We start from the raw sequence: 24,880 nt of genomic DNA on the forward strand, positions 1-24,880 counted from the left end.
ACTTTTTTAGTACTCGGAGGTGCGGGCTCTATTGGGCAAGCTGTAACCAAAGAGATTTTTAAAAGAAATCCTAAGAAACTTGTAAGATCGATTTTTAAATTCTCAGTATTTAAAATTTCCTCTTCAAAAAAGTAACCTCCAGGACCATTCATAATTAGAGTTTTCAAATTTCCAAAATTCTCTATTCCTTGTAGGCTAGTAAATCTTATTGGGATTTCGTATTGAAATTTTAGGACTAATGCTTCAATAGAATTAGCTTCTTTTTTTTGAATTTCTCCATCATTATTTTCATCTGCATTTCTATCTCCAATACCATCTCCATTGGTATCAACACAATTAGTGCTGATCAAAACGTCTTTAAATTTATTATCTGTAAATAAAATTTCACTTCCTTGAGAGTTGCCTTTTAAATCATAACTTTCAAAAATTTCATCTTTATCATTATTACAAGATTGAAAAATAAATGCTAGAAGTAAATACGGTAATACTTTAAATGCGTTTTTCATTATCGGATGGTTTTTGTAACAGTGTGATATTTAATTGCTAATTGTAAATTATCACAAAAAACCAATATATAACGGTATAGTCTATAAATTTGGATGAAATTGATAGTTTTATCTATGAAGGTCTTCTTTCTAGTTGAGAATTTTTAAGAAATATTGCTGCAACGGTTGCGTTTATCACCGTTTGGCGTATTCAAGGACGTGGTCTTTAAAGTTATCGGGTTAGAAGGCTTAGTATTAGTTTGTTGGTTAGGTTAATTATTTTCTTTCTAACCCTTCCACCCATTGGCGATTAATCGTTTTTATAAACTGGAACGAAACATCCAATCATTATTCCATTCGAAAATCAAATTTTTAATTGAATCAATCTTTTTATTCTAGGACGATTGAATCGTTGAACAAAAATTGGGTAAGCATTCAATAAAATATTTAAAACTAAGAGCCAAATAGATTCTATAAAACCAAATTTGATTATCACAAATATGTTTACCAATAAAACAATAATAAAAATTATAAGATGTCCGAATTCAGATTGTCGTGTTCTATATTCTAAATTTTTTAAAGTGTTTAGGTTTTTCTTTACTGGACTTTTAGATTTATTCATTTTTTCCCAAGCAATTAGAACCAATAGCTTTCTGTAGTAATTAACACCAAGCTTTTTATAGAATTGGCCATTTGATTCCCATTCTTTTGAGTTATAGTATGATGATATTAATTTTGGCTGAATAATTTCTGTTATATATAATAGAGCTGTCATTAGCATGAAATTTAAAACCCATGCAAATACAAATGAATTTAATCCCTTCCATAATGCGACAGAAATAATTACAAGAGAGACAATTATAATAATCGAAGTTAATTTTAGATATTTTTTCAAGTTTTTATTAATGAGTTCTGATACTCCAACTAAATTAAAAGCTTTCTATCACATAAAGATCATTTTTGTTTTTGAAAACGAAATGCTCCATCGTTCTTGTTTACAACGGTCTTGGTTATCGTCAGTTGGCGGAACAGGGGACTCGGAGTAGTCGGCTTGTTGTTTTGTTGTTTGGAGTTCTAAGTTATTGATTTTCTTGAATACCGCATATTGGCTTCATTAATCGCTGTTATGCACTGGCATTTTCTCAATCTTTGGTCGTTTCTTCTTTCATCCAGATTGGTGTTGTGTTCGATTTATGATTACCACCTATTATGTCCTTGTACAGTTCTGGTCTTCGAGCATTTTTGTACCTCCAACCTCCTGATAGTTGAATTTTTTCTTTTGTAATTTTTGAAATCGTAATATCGTTCTCAAACGAATTTATTTCGGATAGCACTTCTCCATGAGGATCGATTATCATCGAATTTCCATTTTTCAGATGTTCTCCGTCATAGCCAATCGGGTTTGTAAATGCGTAGTAAACTCCGTTATCGTACGCTCTCGCTGGCAACCACCGCATTAACCATCGCCTACCTTTCGGGCCATCAAATTCCATTCGCAGCGAAACAGGGTCGTTTTCACGATTCTGCCAATATTTGTCGGCTACGTAACCCCGATGTGGCATTGCCGACGGTGTACAACCTGTAACGTGCGGCGCAAAAATTAATTCAGCTCCTAAGAGGCTTGTTGCCCGAACGTTTTCTATTACATTGTTGTCATAGCAAATCAAAATTCCGCATTTCCAACCAAGTAGGTCGAACACACAATATTTGTCGCCTGCGGAGATATATTTACTAATGAATGGATGTATTTTTCGATACTTCGCTACAAGCCCGTCTCCCGTAACGCAGATATACGTATTGTATATTTTTCCACTTGATTTTTCTATTAGACCTGCTAAAATCGGGATGTCCAATTCTTTGGAAATAGCAATCAATTCCTGCGTACTCTTTCCGTTTGGCACTTCTTCTGCCAATTCCGTTATCTGTTCTAGGCTCAAGTCCTTGGTAAAAGTGTAGGCAGTAATCGACATTTCGTGAAAACTTATTAAATCCGCTCCCTTGGATTTTGCTTTTTCTGCAAGTTTTCGGATTACCGATAGGTTGTATGTTTTATCTCCGTCTTTTGGTTGAAATTGAGCTACAGATATTTTCATATGATGATTGAAGTTTTTTTAATGCTTGTGTCTAACGGTTTTGGTTACGGCAAGTAGCGTGGAGTAGGGACGGCTTCTTGTCGGCTTAGTTGGTTTTTGCTTGATGTCTAAAATAGCACTTTTCACCGGACTTCCCGCTATTTGCTCGTAACCGATGTCGTGCGAGCATGCTACTTATTAGTTGTCACAGATAAACAGAAATCTTTTACTACTTTATTGAACTGCTCAGGATTTTCCATATTGGAAACGTGTCCGGCATGTAAAATAATTTCAAGCCTGGAGCCAACAATCGCATTGTGAAACTGCTGCGCCACATTCATCGGAGATCGCTTGTCTGATTCTCCCCATATCAACAAGGTGGGAATCTTAATTTTAGGAAGCAAATCTCTTGTATCGATTGCCAGTGTTTTTATCATTGCGGTGAAACCATGCGGATGTAAATCTTCACAAATAATGTTTAGATACTCCTCTTTTAATCCACCAGGTGGATTATCACTGAACATCGAGGGTAAATATTTTATGGCAATATCTCTTAGCGGCAGCGAAGCATCTGCAAGTGCAGCATCCATCCTGGTGTCAAATTCAGAATCTGTAAGCGAGCCCTTCCACCCCGTATATGTATCACAAAGAATAAGTGAACTGACATAAGCAGGATGTTGTTCATAAAATATCTGTGCCAAAAGACCGCCCCAGGAAAGACCAAGTATGTGGGCCTGTTTAATTTCGAGACTATCTAAGAAACCTCTGAGGTAGTTTGCCCAGTCGTAAATAGTGAAATTTTTGGGTGTATCGTCCGATTTACCAGTGCCGGGTGCGTCCCACACTACAACGGTAAAATCTGTTGACAGATTTGTTATTTGTGGCTGCCATACACGTGAGTTTGCATTGAGTCCACCATGCAAGAGTACCAACACTGGTCCGTTGCCTGTGAGACTATATGCTATTGAAAACTCCTTAACTTTAATATATTGCATTGGCATTTCTTGAGAAAACGCATTATTTAGCAATGTTACTGCTACAGCCAAGAAAGTTACCTTTTTTGTACTATGTTTTGCCTTACAATTGGCAAAATTGAAAGCATGACGTACAACGGTCTCGGTTATCGCCAGTTGGCCCTGCCTGTCGGCAGACAGGGGAGTAAAGGACGCGGCTTTGTCGGCTTAGTATTTTGTTGTTGGTCAAGTTAATTATTTTATTTCTAACGTTACCGCCTATTTGAGTTATGCGTTGTTGTACAAAGTTTTTACCTTTATTTGTATTTTACCTGAAATATTTTGAAATACTTTAAAATTGCTATGCCGAAAATTATCATTTTATCATTAATTATTACAGTTCTTTCATTTTCCGATTCTTTAGCTCAAAACAATGAAGTATTTATTATAGCAGGCTCAGTTTATGATAGTGAACAAAATACCATCTTAAAAGATAGGATAATTCATGTGGAAGGAAATAAAATTTTAAATATTGGGAACAATATTAAAATTCCTGAAAATTCTTTAACTATTGATCTTTCCAACTACCTGGTACTTCCTGGCTTTATTGATGCTCATACACACGTCTTATTCGATCAATCTCCCAAAAAAGATTTTGCCGAGCATAGTATTAGTACTCTTGTTCTTGAAAATCAATCTTTGAGAACATTAAGAGGATCTGCTAGAGCTAAGTCATATCTCGATGTTGGAATTACCTCAATTAAAGATCTTGGTAATTCCGGGCAATTTCTCGATGTTGCATTAAGAGATGCTATTAATGAAGGTACTATTGTAGGTCCCCGTATTTTTGCCGCTGGCCAAATTATGTCTAGTTCGGGTGGTCAAATCTATGGAGTACAAACTGAACACGAAGAAATTGTGGATTATGAATATCGCATAATTGAAAGTCCAAACGATGCTATTAACGCTGTACGTGAACATATCAATCAAGGAGTTGATGTAATTAAAATTTGCGCAGACAATCTACCGAATAATACAAGATTAACTAGTGATGAAATGCGATCAATTATTGAAACTGCGCATGAATATGGATTGACAGTTACAGCTCATTCCATTAGTAATAGGTCTGCTTGGGACGCCATAAAAGCAGGTGTTGATGGGATTGAACATGGATTTTTCCTGGCTGATTCTACTTTAAATTTGATGGCAGAAAAAAATGTATTCCTAGTTCCAACTGAAAATAGTCGAAATTATATGAATCGTTATTATGAAATTGAAGGTTCTAAACCAGAGGAATTATCTTGGATTGACGGATATATGGTTAACATGAAAGAAAGATTGATGAAAGCGATCAAAATGGGTGTTCCAATTGTAGCGGGTTCAGATAACTATACAGATATAGGTGTTTCTCGAGGAGTTTCTTCTCAAGACATGTTCAGAACCTATTATGAAGCTGGAATGAAACCATTAAATATTCTTCAATCTGCTACCTATCTTTCGGCTAAGGCTCTTAAGAAAGAGAATGAAATTGGTGTTTTAAAACCTGGAGCATTTGCAGATATAGTTGCAATTCAAGGCGATATTGAAGGAGATTTTTTAAAGTCTATTGAAAATGTGATTTTTGTAATGAAGGACGGTAAAGTTTATATGGATAATTCTTTGTAATACCTTTTCCTCCAGAGTTCTGACATTCATAAAAATTTCGCACAACGTTCCCGGTTAACGCAAGTAGCGGACCTGGGAAACGCAAATTTATCGGTTAAGTTATCTTTTTAAAAGTAGTCAAAAATGTCATTTTAGATGGCCTGCCGCTATTTGCTCGTTAATCGCTGTTTTCTAGCCAGTTTTTTTATTCTTTTTTTTGTTCAAATATTTTCTCAAATGCATCATAAACAGCAATATGTAAAGCGTCTCCGTGTGTTTTATCCTCTAAAAACTTGTAAAACAAATTCGTATTCTGCTTCTTGTTTTTCTTGAGCTTGTCATATAATTCTTTTGCTGTCCGTTCCATTACTTCTCCTTCTTTTCCACCAGCAATATAAATTCGTTTAGTTGAGTTGTAGGATGTCGACGGAAAGTCTAAAAGTTTTTCGTCATCCCACCATAAACTCGGACTTACAATAATATAATTATCAAAGAGGTCAGGTTTTTTAAATAGAATTTCTGTCGCTAATAGTCCACCTAATGATTGTCCAATAATTGTTTTTATTTCCGTTGTTCTGTATGTAGAATCAATAAATGGTTGAAGTTCTTTTTCAATAAAAGAGATAAAGTTCTCTGATTTTCCAGATGTTGGAAATTCTTTTTTGTCAAGTTCATTTTGAGAAGGATAAGTAAAATCTCTTTTTCTGTCCACATTTCCAATACCGACAACTATTGATTCAGGAATCATATTAATCCAGGAAAAAGAACCAAATTGAACAATCCCAGAAATATGTATAAAATCTTCATCTTTTGACCCGTCAAGTAAATATATCACTGGATAAGTTTTTAAACTATCCTGCGAATAATCTAGAGGCAGATAAATATTTAAATCTCTCGTTTCATTCAGTAGTTGCGATTTAATTTTTAGAGCCTTACCAATTGCAAATTCGGTTTCGCTAATTTTTTCGACTAATTCTTGACCGTAAGAAATTTGTACTGTCAGTAGTAGAATTACACTTAGTATTATTTGCTTCATATGTTTCTGTTCAAATTGGCTACAACGTCTCGTATAAAAACAGTGCGAGCTGGCGAGCTTGATTGGCCGTCTTGCGTTCACCGAAGCCTGGGGCGAAGGTGAAAGGCAATCAGGCGTTGCAAGCGAGCAAGGACTTTCGATTCGAGACTGGTTTGAGCATTGTTTTTATATGTTGTTGTAGGTAGGCTTTTTTTGAAATATCTTCATCCAACTATTTGATATTGGCCGCGAGCCATTCAAAAATAATGTTCGAAGCATTCTCGTCCACATTATATATGTTTTCCAGTGTAGGCTTTTCGCTAAGAAAATAATGATTTAGGCCTTCTAAAGTTTTGTATGTGATTAAGGAATTTTTATATCCGGAAATAAGCTCAGTTTCAGAAATAGGATCAACGTATTTATCCTCAGAACCTATTAAGAAGAGCAAGGGCACCTCCAGATTCTTATAAAATTGATCTAAATCATCTTTAATTAAATCTATGTAACTATACGTCCAAGGTATATTCCCAACTTTAAAATCCAAGTTTTTAATAACCTTAACTCCCTTGTTGCGAACCTCTTTATAATTATCATTTTTAAAATTCTTCTGGGTAAGAATTGTTAAGGTATCAAATAGATGCCGAATTTCTTTTACCGATTTATCCTTGAAATTATACCGACCATTTAGATTTTGAACAGCTTGATATTTAAATGAATAGGAGGGGTTTTTTACTGGTGCCGACAATTGAATAATATAGTCAATATCATTCGTTATTGAAGTTGCTTTTACTGCTGCAATTGCCCCCAAACTATGTCCCAGTACACCGATTTTTTTTTCTTCAAATCCTGGAAGGGAATTTAATTTATGAATAGCATATTTAATATCAAGAGCTAAAGAATTTGCTCCAAAAGGATTGAATTTTCCCTCAGACTCCCCAATTCCCCGATCGTCAAAACGAAAAACACCTATATTTTTATTTAGAAATTCTTGAGCAAGTTTGTGATGAGCAAACCGAGTATTTCTATCAGATCCTGGAACAATCAGGACGATCTGGGAATAACTCTCTTTTGGAATTATTAGGGTGCCCTCTAATTTTAAATCATCCTCCACATTTTGAAACTGGATATCCAGGTAATCATAAAGTTTACTATTTATTATAGCTTTTTCAAAATCAAGAGGCTTTTGCGCCGATACTAAAAAAGGTATTAATAAGAATAAAATTGGAAAATAGCCTTTATATATGGTCATGTTTAATTTCATTTATCCTTGGTTATTTGAATTGATATATGTAGATAATTCCCCCTCTTCAATAAAAACAATAGCATCAAAATGTTGTAGCCATTTCGTTTTTAAATGACTCTTTCTGCCACTCCATAACTTAGCATAAAACGGAGAATTAGCTATCTCAGGATATTTACTCCTAATTTCTTTGTTATCCATAAAGTAGTCATTGTCAATGTCGGGTAAATAGTGTAGCAAGTTCTTTTCGGACTTTCTTTTTCGTTGAATACGTTTAACTTTTCGGTAAGGCATTTTTATTGAGCCAAAGGCAATATGGTATGAATTATCTCTGTTTTTCCTCAAAAATTCAACGCCCATAGTTGTTTCACCCATATACTCACTATCGGTTCTTGCAATGTGCGCATTAGCCGCCCAAACTATGAATTTTTTATCTGGATAAGAATTCGCATAAAAGTTTAAATTGTCAGCCATCTGTTTATCTCTTTCTGCGATTGAAATCTTTATATCTTTCGCTCTATACATTAATGAACTACTTTTTAAATTTTGTAGTGCTTGATACCAGAATGGGTGCTCTGAAAGCTTAGAAGAATTGAGTATTCTCTGAGTTTCTTCATCAAAAAATTGAAGGTCCTCAGATGCCATAAGATCATTTAGATCAAATTCAAATTGTAAGATATTATCTACAATAGATATATACCTTTCGGTAAAAACATTTTTTTCTTCCTCTAAAAATGTGCTTAGATCCCTTGGAAATTCTTTTTTAGAGTAAGAGGTGTGGAATTTATTATCAACACCCCAAATGGTGACTCCTGTGCTATCCAGAAATCTAAAAAGTTCCTGACATTGTTCAGCCTGGGACCAGATTGCGTAAAGATTATCTTTGCTGTGGTTATTATAGAGGGCATAAAAATCAGATTCAAAAATTATATCTTTAAAGCCTTTTTCTTCTACTAAATATTTGACGAAGTCTGTTTTCTTTTTTAAATCCCCTCCAGATTTATGAAACGATTCCCCTAAAAAGACAAATTGCTTATCCTTGATGTTTCTGGTAAGAATATTTTTTACCGGCTGAGAAATTCCATCTGTATCAGATAATTTGTATACGTTATCTGAGATTTGAGCAGCTATAAGATTGGGGAGGAAAACAATGGCCAGAAAGAGCAATTTTCTCATTTTCTATTTTGTTGTGTTTTTTGTTATTATAGGTTTTTAGCTTACCTACAACGGTCTCGGTTATCGCCATTTGGCCCTGCCTGTCGGCAGACAGGGGAGTAGGGACGCGGTCCCGAGACTTCGGGAGTCGGCTTAGTGTTGGTTTGTTGGTCAAGTTAATTATTTTCTTACTAACGGTGCCGCTTATTGGCGATTAACCGTTGTGGTGGCCAGTTATATCTTATAACGAGTCTTGTTTTTATCTCCAATCTTTTTGAATAAGTTTTGTTCTACACCTTTTTTTAGATCCCTACTTGCAGTTGCTCCAGAGATATCTTTGAAAACTTCCATATAATCTTTTCGAGTAAATTCTCTCTTATTCAGAGATAAGAAATATTCTAATCGGTCTTTTTCAGTCAGAGTTCTATTGGTAAAATTGAGCAAATCTTCTAATGATTTATCAATTACTCCTAGCATATATTCTATAAATGCGGTTGAATTTCCAGCTTTATCACTATCTGATAATGCAGAATAATATTTTTCCTGGTCATTGCTAATCAAAGTCTCGAAGGGCAAATATTCAAATACTGGATATTTTTGCATTAAAATTAATGTTTGCCATAATCTTCCCATTCTCCCATTTCCATCTAAAAATGGATGAATGAATTCCATCTCGTAATGAAATACACAGCTTTTAACTAATTCAATTTCTTCTGAAGTCTGTAAATACTCGAATAAATCTTTCATTAAGTAAGGCACATTGTCATATGGCGGAGCATAGTGTTCTACTGCAGAGCCTTTCATTATTCCAACACCTTGTTTTCGGTATTTTCCTGCATCATCTATTAGATTTTGCATTAGATCTTTGTGACATTTTAAAAATGATTTTTCTTTGAATGGATCATAATTTTCTAGATGTTCATAAATCTCAATTGCATTTAGAACCTCTTTTACATCTTTTTTCGGACCGATAATTCTTTTGTTTTCTAAAAGTGCAGTTATCTGTTCTTCAGTCAATGTGTTTCCTTCAATCTTTAATGAAGAATGAATGGTTTTAATCTTGTTCTCTTTTCTTAATTTAGGAGATGGTTTATTCAAATAGGTTGCATTAATAGCTCCTAATTTTTCAGAAATTGAAGTTATAATTCTTAAGATTTTTGGGGTAATCTCGTAAGGAGGTTTCATTTTGATAGTATCATTTGATATTATCAAAGATAAAGTCATTTTATTTCAATTGAAAGGAAAATCACGATTATAATTGGCCACAACGGCTTCGCATAACACAAGTGGGCGGAGTAGGGGACGCGTCGTTGTCGGTTTAAACCTGGTTTGTTCGTGAAGATAATTATTTTCTTTCTAACGGTACCGCCTATTTGAGTTATGCGTTGTTGCCTACTGTTTTATTGTAGAAAACTATTTGTATTTACTAATTCAAATTCAGGAGAACTTTCAAATAATATGTTGAGGATATTCATATGACCTGAGCCATAGATAACAAGAATTTTATCATTTGGATTTAAATCGATTCTTTGAATATTTCTAAAGATTTTCAAGTTTCTATTAAACCAACGACCAGTTTCAAAATTAACCCCAAAGAAATCTCCTTCGTTACTTTCGTATTTAAATTGTCCAATTAAATAATTACCTAAGCTTTTTCTAATATTTTCAGGATCGTTTATTTTAATTAATTCAGCCAGAATGCCTTCTTTCTGAAAGACATTATTTGGGCGATATTTTAAATTGGCATCTGTATTTTCTTTATAGTAATTGCTGAACTTCTTTTTTTCTAAGGAGTCTTTGCCTAAAAGTGCCTGATCAACTTGTTGATTAAATTCTCCCCATTCATCAACACAATACAGCTTTTTAATTCCAATTTTCTTTGCTAACCTAAATCCAATTTGTTGTGATTCATCTCTCGTTAAGTCATATTCTCCATTTAAATAGGAGTTGAATAATGAATCAATAAATTTTTGTTTTGAGGGATTACGCTCAATAATTATGATAGTAGGTTGGAATTTTTCAAGTTTCTGTACTATCGATTTAATTTCTTCTTGATATTTAGGTTCTAGTACATCAATTTGATTCGATTTTTCTGTTTGGACGAAATCATTATTTGGGAAATTAAAATGAAATGAACCTAATGTTAGGACTTCTGTTCTATTTGTTTGAGCGTTTAATTGTAAAGCAAATAATAGAGTAAAAAGTAATGGATGAATTTTCATTATTGTTTTTAATAATGACAAAACATCTTTTGAAATGTTACACTTCAAATAAAATTGTAGGCAACGGTCTCGGTTATCGCCAGTTGGCGGAGTAAGGGACGCGGATTTGTCGGCTTAGTATTTTGTTGTTGGTCCAGTTAATTATTTTTCTAAGGCTGCCGCCTTTTTGAGTTATGCGTTGTTCTATGCAGTTATAAATCACCAAATTTTCCTTTTAAATCTCGCAGCAGCTTTTCTGGATTGTAACTAGTTCCATTTTTATAAATTGCTTCAACTTTTGTAATTGTATTTTTCTCATTAATTAGATCTCCATCTAAGATCACGAAATCTGCTCTTTTTCCAATTTCTATTGTACCGATATCTGTCATGCCTAGTTTAGTAGCTCCGTTCTTGGTCATTATTTTAATTGCTTCAGGAGTAGTAAATCCAGCTTCTCTTAAAAGTAGAAAATTTCTTTGGTCTCCAAATCCTGGTAAAATATGTCGACCTGCATCTACACCTGCTGAAAGTATTCCACCTTTTTTGAAAAATTTATATTCAAAGTCCATTATACGTTTTAAACGCTTCTCTCTGGTTTTGCTTTTTTCATTATTCTCTAATGGAGTATTTAAATCTCTAAAGTTTTCCCGAAATGTTTTAGACATTATTTGAGCACTCTTTTCATCTAAAAAGCTTCTAGATGGAATACTGGCTTCATAAATACTTAGTGTTGAAGTTAAGACTGTTTTGTTTTCTATTAACTTATTCATAAGCATATCAACTTCAATTGACTCTAAATCTAAAGAATCTATATATTCCCTTGATCCTGAGCATTCCCCTGCTTTTTTGTTTATTCTAAAGTCGGAAACACTATTTAATCCGTGCTCAATTGCATCTATTCCCATCTCTGAGGCTTCTTTGAATGTTATAGAACAAAGATGTCCTGTAACTTTAGTATTGTTGATGTGAGCTTCATCTATAACTATTTCCAAGAATTTAGGCTCAATATTTCTATAAACTTTAAACCATTTAACGCCTTTACTTGCCCAGAATTTGATAGTGTCTCGTAACTGATTTTCATTTTTAGGAATAATCATATTTTGATTTCCACCTTCTCCGGTTATATATGGTCCACTAGGAATGATTGTGGGACCAATTGCTTCTCCAGTTTCAATTTTTTCAGCAAGTTCTAATTCCTTAGAAGGAAAAGCTGCTCCGCAAGTTTGAATTGTAGTTACACCCGCAGCTAAATATAATTTGGTTGCAGTTTCACCTAAAAATGGAATTCCCGGAATATGAAGATGATTATGAACTCCAACTAAACCAGGTATAATAGTTTTGTCCTTACCATCAATGATTTGAATATTCTGCAAATTTTGGAAATTGGAGTAAGCATCAATTTTCTTAAATATCCCATTTTCTATTAAAATGGATATATTTTCTTGAGTTGCACCTCCAGTTCCATCAATTAAATCGATATTTTTTATTAGTATAGGTTTAGACCCTGAATTCTGTGCGAAAAGCACAGTATTAGTAAACAGAATTAGAATGAAAAATAGTTTTCTCAAATCATCATTTTTATAATTGCATAGAACGGTTACGGTTAACGGCAGTGTGCGGAGTTTAGCACGCGGAGTTATCAGCTTATTGTTTTGTTGTTTGGAGTTCTAAGTTATTCTTTTTCTTGGAATACCGCATATTGGTTCGTTAACCGATGTTGGCAACTGGCTTTATCTTATCTTTCAATTAAATAATGAGTTAAAGTTCCTGCTTTACCAAGACTAATATCAATTTCCCTTAGTTCACCTTTTTGTAAATTCAAATTGTTAAGTTTAATTGTATCCATTCCTGCAAGACGATAGGAAAAATCATAAATACCAGGTTCCAAACTTATTTGATATTGACCATTAAAATCTGTTTGCCAAATTTGTTTCTGTTTTTTTAAAATCTTCGAAATTTGAATTTCAGCTAAAACTTGCGGTTCGTTGTTATTATTAACAATTTTACCTGAGATTTTTACTAAAGTAGAGTCAGCAAATCCTACGACTTCGTTACGCAAAACTTTACCATTTTCAAATCCTTCGAGTTCAGAATATTCGGTGTAATTTTTAGCCGTTTTACAAGAAACGGATAAAATGAAAAATAAAATGCTGAGCAGTTTTATAAAATTATTCATTATTAAAATTCTTTAATATGAATCAAATATAATTGTTAGAGTAATTTTATTCTTTTCAGAAGAATTTTCTAAAGCTTGTTGCCAACGGTCTCGAATAACGACAAGTGGCGCGGAATTATGGATGCGGATTTGTCGGCTTATGGTTTTCGTTTATTATGGAAACTAATTTAGTTCTTTTCTATGAAACCCGCCATTTGCGGTATGCGTTGTTACCCAAAGTTGCTCATTTAAAGAATTTATTCCCTCCCATAGCATATACAGGAAAATTAGGAGGAACTAATAATATATTGTTGAATCTTATATGCTTGAAATGCTCATATGGATCATCCAATTGATCCATTAAATCACTAGCTAACTCAGGCATTGAATAAAAAATAAACTCTCCAAACCCTAGTATGAGCCATTCTTCTATGTTCTCACCATTACTGGGATTAAGTAAAGAATTCGATTTTGACATTTTATAAAATGAACTATAAGTTTCAATTTCCCAGTCATAAAAAGTCAATAAGTCCTTAAAATCATAGTTTATGAAAGGCTTTATTATTTCTTTCCAACTTTTTAGTTCTTTGTTCTCATTTAATATTTCACTTAAGAAATAGGCAACAGTGCTTGTTGGATTTTCTATTACGACAGCTGGGTGTTCACCACTTCCGCCACCCAAAACAAGCTGGTTCGTATCACAAATAAAATCACCGTCAATTTTTTCTAATGGATGATAAACAGGTAGACCTCCAAGAATACCGACTAGTTCATGGTTGAATGAATCAATATGGCTCATTAATGAATTTTAAAGTTTTGCATTTTGTTAAAGTTAAATGTAGAAAATTTGATTGGAAGTAAATCTTTTCAGGAAGATTGCGAATTAATATAGATCAATATTACTATAATTTTCTAGCAATTTTGGGTAACGGTTGCGGTTATCACAAGTTGCGGGAGTAGGGACGCAGACTTGTCGGCTTACCGTCTTGTTTCCTGGTTACTAAAATTAAACTTTTTCCACGATTACCCGGAATTTGAGATGAACCGCTGTTGGCGAGAGTAAGTTTTCTACTTTATTAAAGCAGGGTAAATATGCTTTTTAATCATCAGCATCGAATTATTTTCAATTTCGTTCCATTTATTATAGTTCCCTGCCGTTGTTATAATTATAATATCATTTTCAAGGTCTATATAAATATTCTGATCACCATTTCCATTTGCTTGTTTGAAATTAACAATTTGGTCTGATATTTTGTCGGACCAAACCCAGAATTGATACCCATAGCCATCGGTCTCTAAAATGTCACTTTCGAATTGAATGTGCTGATTAAACGCTTTCTTGATCCATGTTTCACTTAACAATTTTTTTTCATTCCACACTCCTTTATTTCTATATAGTTTACCAATTTTGAGCATATCTCTTGGCTTTAACCTTAATCCCGAAGCTGCAGAAAAATTATCTGTACCACCCCAATACGAAAATTTGTTCCATTCATAATTTGAAATTTCTAATGGTTGAAATAAATGTTCTTCTGCGAATTCTTTAATAGTCATCTCGGATGCTCTTTCAACAATTTTTGAAAGAATTTGTGTTGCACCTCCACTATAATTGAACTCCATTCCTGGTTCGGTTCGTAGATCTTTATTTAGGACATAATTTATTGGATCTGAACTATATGTCATCTGTATTTCATCATTTTTTGGATTGTTATATGGAATTTTTTCGTTCCAATCCAAACCTGTAGTCATTGTAAGAAAGTGTTCGATGGTCCAATTTCTTTTCTCCTCATTAAATTGAATTTCAGGGAAGAAATCTGATATAGGTTGGTTGACATTATCTATTAATTTTTTCTCTATAGCAATTCCAACTAAAGTAGCAATAACACTCTTGGTTACGCTCCTAACATCATGAATAGTTGTTTCATCAAATTTTATATGTCCTAATTCTTTTCCGTAGTTCTGATCTGCCCCTTCAAAATATTCTTCATATACCAGATGACCATTTTTAGCGATTAAGACACTATGAATATTTGGATAAAATTGATTTTGAATTTTTAGAGTCAAATCATTTAAAATAGAGTCATTAACTTGAATTCTTTCTCTTTTTTCTATACCATTCTTCCCTTTAATATAATCACTACTTAAAATGGATGTAGTCAGGAAAAATAGTACCGATAAGATTAAAAGTATGTATTTCATATCTGTGTTTTTATTCTCGCCAACGGTTTGCGGTTATCGCAAGTTGCGGGAGTAGGGACGCGGACTTGTCGGCTTACCGTTTTGTTTCTTGGTTTCTAAAAATACACTTTTTCCACAATACCCGGAATTTGAGATGAACCGCTGTTGTGCGTAGTGCTTTATTTAATCTCGCTTATTATTTCTTCTTTAGTTTCTTTTTTTATTTCGTGAAACTTATTCCAAACCTTTCGGTACTGTCGAATTATTGTGTCGTCTTTATTTATTCCTTTCATAACGTGATTTGCCTTATTTAGGTAACTGATAAAGTTTCCCCAGTCGTATTGTTTGGAAGGACTATAACCCGTAAGACTATTTTTATCAGGTAACCACTTCATCCGTCTTTGAGAACCCAAATGTGTAAATCTCTTGTACAATCGTGTTTCAAAAAGAGAATCGGAAGGAATGTGTGCTGATTTTGCAAAATGAGCTCCACGTCTAAATGACCTTTTCATAGTTCTATAGAATTTCGAAAAACCAGCGGTTTTTACTCTGATTTTTGAGCCATCGTACATGAACCCTAAATATTCTAATTGTTTGTTTGGATTCAATTTTCCATTTTTTATTAGACCTCCTTTAAATTCAGATCTTTCATTTAATTGGTATCTATAAGTATTGGTTTTTTTTGGTTGAATATCAAGGTTTGCTTCTACTTCAATTTCTTTACGGATTAGGTCGTAAAAGTATTCTTCATCCTCTTGGTCGCAGATAATTATTAAATCATCACTATATCTTTGATAATATGCCTTTTTTGAGTTTGTGATTGAAAAGACTCTTTCATCAAAATCTAACATATAAATATTTGCAAGAGTTGCACTAATTGGTGTTCCTTGTGGAATTCCTTTTTTTTCTTTTTTATTAAGTTTTTGTCGAATATCTTTTTTATACGGTTTATCTGTCCTGATTAAATCAGTAGCTTCTTCGAAAAACTCATCTTTATCACAGAAGGCGACTACATTTTCGTGTCGCATATTATAAATTTTACTTACTTTCTTTCGTTTGAGGACTTTTTGCGAAGTATCATTCGGCAAAAATCTTTCAATTATTAATTTGTGCTGAAATCTTTTAAATAGTTCATTTTCATTAACATATTTGTTATCAACCAGATTTTTAAATAATGTGTAGTGATCATCCGGTAAATTAGTTGTATCTAAAACACGTTTCCATTGGCTGTGCAAAATTCGATGATCTAAATTGTCAAAGAATGAAGTTACATCAGCTACTATTATCGATAGTTTTTTGTGTTTGTTTTGTTCTATAAACTCAAATGCCTCAAACGCAAATTCGATATTCGATTTATTTCCGCTTTCACCATTCCCAATTGGAATTTTTCTGTAAGCAACAGCGACGGAACCATATGGTTTATTCCTCAAATAGTCTTCGTAAGCTTTTGTTAGAATGTGGCTGTAATAACTGTAAATGATTGAATCTAAATGTGATGGAAAGTAGATATGACGGTCTTTTTTAGCCTTAACTGTACGTTGTCTTTTACCACTACTGTTTTTTGGTGCATTTTCAAGAGGCCTATATTTACGTTGGCTTAATGTTCGGTGCAGTAGAGGTACAAACTTATGGTTTGCAATATTTTCTGGATTTTGAATGTAGTTCTTTAACCAACTTCTGTCCTTTTTACTTGTTAACGGTTTTCCTATATGAGGATATTTCTTGAATTTTAGCCATTCGTCATTCATAAGCAGTGGTCAGTTAAAAAAAAAGGATTGAGGTTGGTCGTGGCTTACTTATCGATAGATACAATCCTGAAGTTGCTTTTCGCTTTCGCTATAGGCAACGCCACTCATTAATAGAATAGAGTTTGTATCTTTACTAACACCATCACTTATGACAGTATCGGCAGAAATAGAAACTAAGACAGATCATCTCACACTTCTCTCAATGCAACTTGTGATAACACTGATTAAGATTTGCAAGATTGGAATCTCTCTTCACACGTCAGCCAAAGTCTGCGCGTGGAACACTAATGTGCACTTTACATAAAACGTACCTATCAGTCTTGTCCCAACTCTCAATCCTTGATACTCAAGGTTTCAGGAATTGTGCCATTTCATAAATTATAACTAAACCTGCCTTTGTTGACAAAATCAATGTCAAATTGGCATTTATCTTGTCAGGTTTTTAGCTTTTTGTAATAAAATGTAAAAAGTTGAGAATAACGATTAGCTCTCTTAAGCATTACGCACAACGGTCCCGGTTAACGACAAGTGGCGCGGAATTATGGATGCGGATTTGTCGGCTTACGGTTTAGTTTGTTATGGAAACTAATTTAGTTCTTTTCTATGAAACCCGCCATTTGCGGTAACCGTTGTTATATGCCGTACTAAAGAGTTACCATTACCGATAGTAAGGTTTCTATTTCGGACAATAATAGGTTGACATCTTGATTTCCATTCGGGTATGTATTGGCTTGATGAAGATATCCATTTCTTACATTAGCTATACTTCTTTTATACTGATCTCTTTCTGATCTAGATAGATTTCCTAACTGTGTTCTATTATGTGAATGCAGTTTGTCTAAATATTTTCCAATTGAATATTCAGTTGAGCCTCTTAAGCCATGTCTATCTAAAAAAGTTTTTAATGAGGTGTCAATGGCTCTTGAAGAAAAGAATATTTGAATTAAATTTCTTCTTTTCAAAGGTTTCATTGATGTTAAACTAGGAACAACCTTGAGATCTTGTTCTATTGCAATTTGGTTTGGAGAAAAGGAATTATTGCTTTGGATTAGTAACGAAATAGTATCAATTCTTCTTTGTTGGCTCATTATTAATAATTTTCTATTTGATCGATGGAATCAACGTTTCTTAAATTCCACCCGAATAAACTGGCGATTCTAATAGGTTTTAATGGATCCGATTTTAAATATGGTATCTTGTTAAGATTTAAAATTTTTGGTTGTTCAAAATCTTTTTGTGCATAGGGAATTCCATCATCAAATTGAAATGAAGACTTGATGGAATATTCATAAAAAGGTTTTAGCTCATTTAAATCGGAATAATGTTTTTTTAAAGACTTTACACCAATTATGTTATCCTTATATTCAAATATTGGCCCTCTACTTATTTCTTCTTTTTGATTAAAGTAATCATAGAATTTCTCCTTTTTAAGTTGAATTTTAATAGAATCTACATCTTGATAGTTAAATGGATTAGTTTGCATATACTCCTCATTTTTTATTTGCATATATGCTTGGTAATCAAATATTTCTCGTTGTATTTTTTTTATTGCTTTTAAATATGCCTGTTCTAGTTTTTCATTAAAAAGTAATTCTAATCTATTTAAATCCTTACTTTCTATAATTTTATTAAAATATTGCTTTCCAAAGTTTTCTTGTTCTTGATAATTAACTCTTCCATCAAGCAAGATTATCATTAAAGTTTTTGCTGGATAAGCAATCCTTGAATTAAGTAGTCTATAGTGCAGATAATTCGCATTTTTTTGCTCCTTTTTTGTTGGAATAAAGATTGCTATTAAATTTTCTCTATCACTAATGAGATAATCAGGACCATTATAAACAAAAGGATGATCTGGTTTTTTTACACTAAGAAAATTTTCAGGTATATTTAAATTCACTTCTATTGTAGTTTAGTATGGCATATAACGGTTACGGTTATCGCAAGTTGCGGGAGTAGGGACGCGGACTTGTCGGCTTAACCATTTTCTTTCCTGGTTTATAAAATTACACTTTTTTGGGAATACCCGTAATTTGAGATGAACCGCTGTTAGCTATCGTGTTTCCATTCCAATGTATCTAGGACTTCTTTATCAAAAGCTTTCATCATTAATTGGTTTAACTCTTCGTTATTTATTTTACCAACAGTTCTTGGATTTGTTTCTATTAGAAACTCCATGAAAGATTTGAGAATATTATCTCCATATTTGGAATATAATTCTTTTGCCTTGAAATAAAACTGAATTTGATACCATCCATAATTTTGACCAGTTTTCATTATTTCAAAGTAATTATTTTCAAATTGTTCTAAACTTTTAAAAGGTAAATCCCCCCATTTATCTTCCTTAACAAGTAGCTTTTGATATGAATCCATCTGGTCAAACGTACTGCTCTGTTCTAAATTTTTAGCTGCAGCAACTTGACAAAGCGCACCAAAAAACTCATCTAACCATTTACGTTGTGATTTTCCTTGAATTTTATAAAATTGATAAAGATGCCCTAACTCATGGATTGCCAAAGCGTCTCTATAAAACAGGTCTAAATCTATTTTATTTCCAAAATGCTTTCTTAGCTGGTTTAACTCTGATTCTGGGAACTGGTGAAGTTGATTTTCTGCTCGTTTAGCAATTATCGATTTTTCTAGCCCTAAGACTATATTACCTTCTAGATAAGCTTGAGGCATACCTGGTGGTGGAGTAAAGGCATATTTGTTCCAATTTTCATTTTCTATAAACAGAACTGCAAAGTTTAGGTCTTCATTAAATACATTATCGAAATATGTTTTTGCTTGCTCAAGATTATTAATTGTATTTCTAAGATTTGAAGGCTCTTTACTGGTAGAATAAGTTTCGAAGGAATCTGAATACTCAAGACGATAAAGTCCTTCATGTAAATCTCTATCAATCCAATTTTGTTTGGTTGAATTACAGGATGTTAATAATAACGAAAATAATATTAATGCTTTTCTCATCTTTCGAAACATGATAGCTAACGGTTAGTATATGAAAAGTAGGCGGATACTATGCATGAAACTTTCAGTAAAACACAAACTTTATTTAGAGTCAAAAAGCTTGTTTTTATTACAGTATCGCCTATTTTTTATATACATTGTTATGCGGACGGTTGTTTTACTAGATATAATAGTCAGGCATTTTAATTGCTATGATGTCTCGCAATCTCTTCATCACTTAATCTCAAAAACCTAACAGCATTATTATAGAAAATGTCTCGTTTCTGTGACTCTGTTAAAAAAGGAGCTTCTTGAATTACTGCAATAGAACGTTCAATTACTCCTGGCCAAACCATTTGGTCAGACCCAAACATCACCCGATTACCAAATCCTGCATCAACAATGGCTTTTAACCATCTGTAAAATGCTTCTCTGGGTTGCGTAAAAACAATTACACCAACATCGATATAAACTTGAGGGTGGGCATATAAAACCGTTAATAGGTCATCAAGCATAGGGTAACCACCGTGCATTATGTAAAGCCTTAATTTGGGGTGCTTTACCAAAACATTTTCTAGAGTAAGAGGACTATGCATTTTAGCTCTATAATTTGATGCACCAAGATAAATGACACCTGGAGGTCCTGGCCCCACATGAATTCCTACAGGAATATCCAATTCTTCAGCTAGTTCAAAATAAGGGGTTAACCTTTCATCATTAGGATATATCCCAGCATATTGGGTGGTCAATTCACCTAAAACCATTAGCTCTCCATTTTTGTGCAAAGCTCTCAAGGAATCAACTGATGGAGTTCTCGCTCCTATTGTCATTTCGATAGCAGGGTAAAGTCTTTCAGGTTTATGTGATCGCCATTTAGCCACTCTATCTACAGTCCCACTTAGAACACCATAAATGTTATTTTTTTCTAAAACATCAAAAGTTTCGTTCATTAATTCATCGTCTGTTCTTGGTGACCAGACAGGATTTTTACAAGGTGGTTCTTTCAACATTTTCATAAATACTTCGGAGTATTCCAAAGCTGGGTCCCAAACCGGCATGGGATATATAGGTGTACATATAGCTACTGGAGGAGGACCTTGGCCATCAACTGGATGAGCATGTAGTTGCATGTCAATTATGGGTAGCTTGTCCTGTCCCAAAACGGAGAAAGAACAAATTCCCAAAAATATTACGAGTATCTTTTTCATGATGAAAAGTCTTTTAATTTTAAAAATAGTCCTTTATACATTGCGGTATTTTTCTGTTTAACTGCCGCATAACGTCTCCGGTTAACGCAAGTAGCGGTTTTGGGAAACGATTATTTATCGGTTAAGTTATCTTTTTAAAGGTAGTCAAAAAAGTCATTTTTGAAGGATCTTCCGCTATTTGCTCGTTAACCGATGTTATGCACCGTTATGATATATCTTTTCTTTTAATTTCTTTACTCAATTTAATATTTCTGTCTCCTGATGGTGAATTACCAAAAACATTCTCCTCCAACCAGAGAATATCTTTATATTTTTTGTTTAGAAAATGGCTATAAATATCAAGTTTTTCAAAGTGATTTAGAGTTCTACCATAAATGGCCAGTTCTCCTAATCCAAATTCATATTCTTGTTCTTTACCATCTATTGATTTATTGTAAAAAGCATCGAAATTATATATTTCGTTAATTGTCAATAGTGGACTATCTGTGGTTACCTCGGCCACCAGGTTTTCTTCTATATAAATTTTGATTAAACTTTTATAAGTTTTTGTAGTTTCTATAGAGATATTGATCAATTGGACTTTATCATATTCCAGCAAACACTCTGTACTTAAGATTTGTCTAAAACCAATACTATCAATTATTGAAAGGTGTAATTTTCCTTGGTTAAGAATTAATGAAAATCGATTTGGATTATTTGGAAGTTGATAATCGAAAATGAAAATTTCCCCTTTAACTTTTTTTTCGGTTAAGTAGATATGCAAATAAAATTCTATATCCGTTATCTTTTTTAGTAGTCTTACACCGAGGTTTATAGTTAATTCAGATAATTGATAAATAAAATTATCAAGCAACGGCTGATTATTAATCCCGAAGGAGAGTAATTCAGACAAATATTTATGAGTTACTTGTGAATAATGTGCACCACCGTATTTATTCGCTAACTCTTCTATAATTTTTTTGACTTTGAATTTTCTCTCTTTATATGTGAGAACTTCAATCTCCAAAAAATCAACCATTTTAATTTTCTCCTGTTTTGGTAATTTCTTATCAATACTAGGAGATGTAGAACTCATTCTCAAAACCATCCCTTTTGTCAGGTCGGGCAAATCCTTTTCAAATGTATCTGGGAGATGAAAAATTTCTAATTCTGTTTGTAATAATGTAGCAACTTCAAATAAAAGAGGATTAATATTCTTACTCTTATCAATCAATAAACTTCTTAATTGCCCATATATTACTGAAATGTGGTAAAAATTACCTTTTTGAATTAGTTCTTTACTATCAGAAATGATTCTTAAGGCAAAATATAGTTCCTTTAATCTTTCTAATCCACTTTTATTAACGTGTTGAAAATGATCATTGTTCATAATGGTGCATAACGGTTACGGTTATCGCAAGTTGCGGGAGTAGGGACGCGGACTTGTCGGATTAACTCTTTATTTTTCTGGTTTCTAAAATTACACTTTTTCCACAATACCCGTTATTTGCGATGAACCGATGTTAGGGCGCGTTAAGGAGTAAATCTCTCTCTTTTTTCTTTACAATATTTTTCTACAATTTCTAACCAGTTGTCATACCAATACCAAGTATTTTCGACGAGAACGCCTAAATGTTTATTTGGATCTCTTGCATTTGTAGTCTGCCATAATTTGGTATGATGATGCATATTAAAGTTCTCATATCCTTTAGCTTTCATCAATTGAACAATTCCAGAAGGTAAATGTTTCTTCTTTTCTTTTTCTTTAATTAAAACATATTCTTTATTAAGTCCTTCCGCTTCTGGTGTATTTGCTGGAATGAATTCAATTACTTTATCTGCTTGCCCCTTTCTATTGGCTGATTTTGGTACATATAAAACTCGATAAGAAAATCGAATATCGTTGTATAACTCCTCAGTTAACTTATCGTCAAAATCATTTATAAAAGAAGCTATATTTTTCGGTAGATCTGTGAACTTCTTTAGTTCATTAGCTTGCTCTTCATCAATCGTTGAAAATTGTAATGAAATAGATAAATGTCTATCAATTCCATATTTTTCTCCAAATAGTTTCTTGATGTATAAATTAAAATTTAAACAGTTGGATTGAAATCTAGCACTTAAGTATTCATCAATTTTGGTAGTCATTTGATGTTCAATTTCGTGTCTCAGACCAATTAAAAATTTTAAGTTTGATGAAGTAACATTATCAATTGGACTTTCATCGCAATCTAGACATCTTTCCAATTCCCAATATTTGTAAGCTCCTTTTTTAGTTTTATCAAACCTCTTTCTAGTTCCTGCCATTTTATAGTACCGATATTCAATATTTTTTTCTCTGTAGAATGCGTGTAGGAGATACATCCAAGCAATATTAGATAGTACAATAAAATTTTCTGATTTGAATTGAATATTTGGATTGTTGAAAATCTGAACGGCGCAAAGCATTGCTTCCCTTGATTTAGTCAGAAGTTCTTCTTTGACTGATCGAATTCTTCTATTTCTTTTTGCCATATCAGTTTAATGCGCCCTAACGGCCGCGCATAACACAAGTCGCGGGAAACAGGACTCGGAGTTGTCGGCTTGTTGATTTTAAATTGGTTTCTAAAATAACCATTTTCACCAAACTACCCGCTATTTGAGTTATGCGCTGTTGCCCACAGTATTTTTTAGAAAGTAAAATCTTCGACTTCTTCATATTTCACTTCTGGAAATTTGAATTCTTTTTCGCCAGGATAAAACCGTTGCATAAATTCATAATATTCTTTTACTGCCCGACCTTTATCACTTAATCCGTCGGTATAAAATGTCAGTGTATCGTTAGGTGATATAATCTTATAAATGTATTGTCTAATTGTTGTATCTCTGGTTCGCTCAATTCTATTTGTAAAGTGTTTTTCAAATGAATGATCAGTGTTATAGATTACTTTTCTTGGTAGTTCATTTGTCCGCATCTCATACTTCATTTCAAATGTCGTATCCTCTTTAATTGTCGTCTGAAGTCTGATTTCGTTGTTTTTTTTGGTAATAGTTAATTCATCGCGTCTAATCCACCATTCCATATTTAATTCCGCGAAGATCTTGACTGTGTCTTTCTCTGTCATTCGATTTGTAAAATCAGATAAATTCTCAGTCAGTTTTAGATCCGATTTGTAGGGTTCAGGTTTATTGTCTGTTTTACAACTTGTGTACAGAAAACCAATTATTGTAAAAAGAAGGAATTTCAATTTTAGCAAGATTTCAAATATTGTGGGCAACGGTCTCGGTTATCGCCAGTTGGCGGAGTAGGGGACGCGGGTTTGTCGGCTTAGTATTGGTTCGTTGGTCAAGTTAATTATTTTCTTTCTAACGGTGCCGGCTATTGGCGATTAACCGTTGTTGTTGCGCGTTTTCTTCTCAAAGTATTCTAGTAGCGATTATTCCAATTGCTATATACATTACAAATCCAATTGTTGAAAATATATACTTCTCTTTTTCTTTTTTAATGAATCCGTATTTTTCAAATTTGTCACTTTCTAGTTCTCCAGATTTTGGAAATATGATTAATATCCCAAATGGAATTAAAATGTATCTTATTTTGTTCCAATTTTCTAATGGAGTGTTTATCCTTTGTATGGCAAAATCTATCTTTTGAAGTATTCTTTCTTTTTCAATCTTAGGAATATCTTCTAATTGGATTTTCTTTTTAAGCAGATAAAGGTTTTCTAAATAATCTGGTTTCGCTTTTTTAATTATTTCCTCAACGGAATCATTATTGGATATCGAATTTGTCAAATTATTAGATAAATTTAATGGATATGAATGCTATTATAAGACCTAGAACAATCAAGAATAAAAGATTTCTAGTCCATTTATCTTCTTTTTGTTCTTTTCTTAATTCTGTTTTACCAAATCTAATTAT

23 protein-coding genes are annotated in these 24,880 nt (G+C 33.1%); 1 reads left to right on the forward strand and 22 read right to left on the reverse strand.

All coding sequences use genetic code 11. The annotated features are described in order from the left end of the window. The 4 genes from EZJ28_RS16085 to EZJ28_RS15595 form a co-directional block, all read right to left on the reverse strand. A partial coding sequence (locus EZJ28_RS16085; RefSeq protein WP_207388479.1) for a hypothetical protein occupies nt 1-506 on the reverse strand: 506 nt, incomplete at its 3' end. A 343-nt stretch (nt 507-849) separates the two neighbouring features. Continuing rightward, nucleotides 850-1,380, reverse strand: a complete 531-nt coding sequence (locus EZJ28_RS15585; RefSeq protein ID WP_131399580.1) for a hypothetical protein — start codon at nt 1,378-1,380, stop codon at nt 850-852. A gap of 247 nt (nt 1,381-1,627) precedes the next feature. Then, nucleotides 1,628-2,578 (reverse strand): nitrilase family protein, encoded by a 951-nt coding sequence (locus EZJ28_RS15590; protein ID WP_131399582.1) that lies wholly within the window; start codon nt 2,576-2,578, stop codon nt 1,628-1,630. Between the two features lie 170 nt (nt 2,579-2,748). Beyond that, complete coding sequence (locus tag EZJ28_RS15595; protein WP_131399584.1) at nt 2,749-3,603, reverse strand: alpha/beta fold hydrolase; 855 nt, start codon at nt 3,601-3,603, stop codon at nt 2,749-2,751. A 249-nt stretch (nt 3,604-3,852) separates the two neighbouring features. On the opposite strand from EZJ28_RS15595, the gene EZJ28_RS15600 reads away from it, so the two are divergent. Continuing rightward, nucleotides 3,853-5,175 carry an amidohydrolase family protein gene (locus tag EZJ28_RS15600; RefSeq protein ID WP_242670146.1) on the forward strand — a complete coding sequence of 441 codons (1,323 nt, stop codon included), beginning with the start codon at nt 3,853-3,855 and terminating at the stop codon, nt 5,173-5,175. A gap of 184 nt (nt 5,176-5,359) precedes the next feature. Here the strand turns inward: EZJ28_RS15600 and EZJ28_RS15605 are convergent, their stop codons facing one another. The 18 genes from EZJ28_RS15605 to EZJ28_RS15690 all read right to left on the reverse strand — a co-directional run bounded on the left by EZJ28_RS15605 (nt 5,360) and on the right by EZJ28_RS15690 (nt 24,753). Further along, entirely contained in the window at nt 5,360-6,190 is an 831-nt protein-coding gene (locus EZJ28_RS15605; RefSeq protein ID WP_131399586.1) for an alpha/beta hydrolase, read from the reverse strand. Between the two features lie 211 nt (nt 6,191-6,401). Next, nucleotides 6,402-7,418 (reverse strand): S9 family peptidase, encoded by a 1,017-nt coding sequence (locus tag EZJ28_RS15610; RefSeq protein ID WP_165499100.1) that lies wholly within the window; start codon nt 7,416-7,418, stop codon nt 6,402-6,404. A 12-nt stretch (nt 7,419-7,430) separates the two neighbouring features. Continuing rightward, on the reverse strand, nt 7,431-8,585 hold the full coding sequence (locus tag EZJ28_RS15615; protein ID WP_131399590.1) for an erythromycin esterase family protein: 1,155 nt from the start codon (nt 8,583-8,585) through the stop codon (nt 7,431-7,433). A 213-nt stretch (nt 8,586-8,798) separates the two neighbouring features. Beyond that, the gene (locus tag EZJ28_RS15620; protein ID WP_131399592.1) at nt 8,799-9,749 is read right to left on the reverse strand and encodes a Fic family protein; all 951 of its coding nucleotides are present in this window, start codon (nt 9,747-9,749) and stop codon (nt 8,799-8,801) included. A gap of 215 nt (nt 9,750-9,964) precedes the next feature. After that, the gene (locus tag EZJ28_RS15625) at nt 9,965-10,786 is read right to left on the reverse strand and encodes a DUF5694 domain-containing protein (protein ID WP_207388480.1); all 822 of its coding nucleotides are present in this window, start codon (nt 10,784-10,786) and stop codon (nt 9,965-9,967) included. Between the two features lie 191 nt (nt 10,787-10,977). Beyond that, nucleotides 10,978-12,333 (reverse strand): amidohydrolase family protein, encoded by a 1,356-nt coding sequence (locus tag EZJ28_RS15630; protein ID WP_207388481.1) that lies wholly within the window; start codon nt 12,331-12,333, stop codon nt 10,978-10,980. Between the two features lie 167 nt (nt 12,334-12,500). Next, entirely contained in the window at nt 12,501-12,941 is a 441-nt protein-coding gene (locus tag EZJ28_RS15635; protein ID WP_131399595.1) for a carboxypeptidase-like regulatory domain-containing protein, read from the reverse strand. A 223-nt stretch (nt 12,942-13,164) separates the two neighbouring features. Beyond that, nucleotides 13,165-13,719 carry a hypothetical protein gene (locus EZJ28_RS15640; protein ID WP_131399596.1) on the reverse strand — a complete coding sequence of 185 codons (555 nt, stop codon included), beginning with the start codon at nt 13,717-13,719 and terminating at the stop codon, nt 13,165-13,167. Nucleotides 13,720-13,988: 269 nt separating this feature from the next. Next, nucleotides 13,989-15,119, reverse strand: coding sequence for a serine hydrolase (locus EZJ28_RS15645; RefSeq protein ID WP_131399598.1), 1,131 nt, complete (start codon nt 15,117-15,119; stop codon nt 13,989-13,991). Nucleotides 15,120-15,277: 158 nt separating this feature from the next. Then, a complete protein-coding gene (locus tag EZJ28_RS15650; RefSeq protein ID WP_131399600.1) occupies nt 15,278-16,846 on the reverse strand; it encodes a reverse transcriptase domain-containing protein in 1,569 nt (522 codons plus the stop codon). A gap of 644 nt (nt 16,847-17,490) precedes the next feature. Then, nucleotides 17,491-17,934 carry a hypothetical protein gene (locus tag EZJ28_RS15655; RefSeq protein ID WP_131399602.1) on the reverse strand — a complete coding sequence of 148 codons (444 nt, stop codon included), beginning with the start codon at nt 17,932-17,934 and terminating at the stop codon, nt 17,491-17,493. A 2-nt stretch (nt 17,935-17,936) separates the two neighbouring features. Next, the gene (locus EZJ28_RS15660) at nt 17,937-18,743 is read right to left on the reverse strand and encodes a hypothetical protein (protein ID WP_131399604.1); all 807 of its coding nucleotides are present in this window, start codon (nt 18,741-18,743) and stop codon (nt 17,937-17,939) included. A gap of 149 nt (nt 18,744-18,892) precedes the next feature. Continuing rightward, nucleotides 18,893-19,813: a hypothetical protein gene (locus EZJ28_RS15665; protein ID WP_131399606.1), complete on the reverse strand. Its 921-nt coding sequence runs from the start codon at nt 19,811-19,813 to the stop codon at nt 18,893-18,895. A gap of 182 nt (nt 19,814-19,995) precedes the next feature. Beyond that, complete coding sequence (locus tag EZJ28_RS15670; RefSeq protein ID WP_131399608.1) at nt 19,996-21,000, reverse strand: amidohydrolase family protein; 1,005 nt, start codon at nt 20,998-21,000, stop codon at nt 19,996-19,998. 205 nt (nt 21,001-21,205) lie between these two features. Further along, entirely contained in the window at nt 21,206-22,369 is a 1,164-nt protein-coding gene (locus EZJ28_RS15675; protein WP_131399610.1) for a hypothetical protein, read from the reverse strand. 143 nt (nt 22,370-22,512) lie between these two features. Continuing rightward, on the reverse strand, nt 22,513-23,493 hold the full coding sequence (locus EZJ28_RS15680; protein ID WP_131399612.1) for a DUF3644 domain-containing protein: 981 nt from the start codon (nt 23,491-23,493) through the stop codon (nt 22,513-22,515). 155 nt (nt 23,494-23,648) lie between these two features. Beyond that, entirely contained in the window at nt 23,649-24,083 is a 435-nt protein-coding gene (locus EZJ28_RS15685) for a hypothetical protein (protein ID WP_131399614.1), read from the reverse strand. 292 nt (nt 24,084-24,375) lie between these two features. After that, the gene (locus tag EZJ28_RS15690; protein WP_131399616.1) at nt 24,376-24,753 is read right to left on the reverse strand and encodes a hypothetical protein; all 378 of its coding nucleotides are present in this window, start codon (nt 24,751-24,753) and stop codon (nt 24,376-24,378) included. Between the last annotated feature and the right edge of the window lie 127 nt (nt 24,754-24,880).

Origin of the sequence: Gramella sp. KN1008, from assembly GCF_004332155.1 — a bacterium.
Lineage (GTDB): Bacteria > Bacteroidota > Bacteroidia > Flavobacteriales > Flavobacteriaceae > Christiangramia.

What these genes read in the sequence shown, in the direction of transcription:
- EZJ28_RS15680 (WP_131399612.1), bottom strand. Translation starts at nt 23,493, where the DNA reads ATGGCAAAAAGAAATAGAAGAATTCGATCAGTCAAAGAAGAACTTCTG.
- EZJ28_RS15635 (WP_131399595.1), bottom strand. Translation starts at nt 12,941, where the DNA reads ATGAATAATTTTATAAAACTGCTCAGCATTTTATTTTTCATTTTATCC.
- EZJ28_RS15615 (WP_131399590.1), bottom strand. Translation starts at nt 8,585, where the DNA reads ATGAGAAAATTGCTCTTTCTGGCCATTGTTTTCCTCCCCAATCTTATA.
- EZJ28_RS15675 (WP_131399610.1), bottom strand. Translation starts at nt 22,369, where the DNA reads ATGAACAATGATCATTTTCAACACGTTAATAAAAGTGGATTAGAAAGA.
- EZJ28_RS15655 (WP_131399602.1), bottom strand. Translation starts at nt 17,934, where the DNA reads ATGAGCCAACAAAGAAGAATTGATACTATTTCGTTACTAATCCAAAGC.
- EZJ28_RS15685 (WP_131399614.1), bottom strand. Translation starts at nt 24,083, where the DNA reads ATGACAGAGAAAGACACAGTCAAGATCTTCGCGGAATTAAATATGGAA.
- EZJ28_RS15590 (WP_131399582.1), bottom strand. Translation starts at nt 2,578, where the DNA reads ATGAAAATATCTGTAGCTCAATTTCAACCAAAAGACGGAGATAAAACA.
- EZJ28_RS15620 (WP_131399592.1), bottom strand. Translation starts at nt 9,749, where the DNA reads ATGAAACCTCCTTACGAGATTACCCCAAAAATCTTAAGAATTATAACT.
- EZJ28_RS15640 (WP_131399596.1), bottom strand. Translation starts at nt 13,719, where the DNA reads ATGAGCCATATTGATTCATTCAACCATGAACTAGTCGGTATTCTTGGA.
- EZJ28_RS15670 (WP_131399608.1), bottom strand. Translation starts at nt 21,000, where the DNA reads ATGAAAAAGATACTCGTAATATTTTTGGGAATTTGTTCTTTCTCCGTT.
- EZJ28_RS15665 (WP_131399606.1), bottom strand. Translation starts at nt 19,813, where the DNA reads ATGAGAAAAGCATTAATATTATTTTCGTTATTATTAACATCCTGTAAT.
- EZJ28_RS15645 (WP_131399598.1), bottom strand. Translation starts at nt 15,119, where the DNA reads ATGAAATACATACTTTTAATCTTATCGGTACTATTTTTCCTGACTACA.
- EZJ28_RS15625 (WP_207388480.1), bottom strand. Translation starts at nt 10,786, where the DNA reads ATGAAAATTCATCCATTACTTTTTACTCTATTATTTGCTTTACAATTA.
- EZJ28_RS15650 (WP_131399600.1), bottom strand. Translation starts at nt 16,846, where the DNA reads ATGAATGACGAATGGCTAAAATTCAAGAAATATCCTCATATAGGAAAA.
- EZJ28_RS15610 (WP_165499100.1), bottom strand. Translation starts at nt 7,418, where the DNA reads ATGACCATATATAAAGGCTATTTTCCAATTTTATTCTTATTAATACCT.
- EZJ28_RS15605 (WP_131399586.1), bottom strand. Translation starts at nt 6,190, where the DNA reads ATGAAGCAAATAATACTAAGTGTAATTCTACTACTGACAGTACAAATT.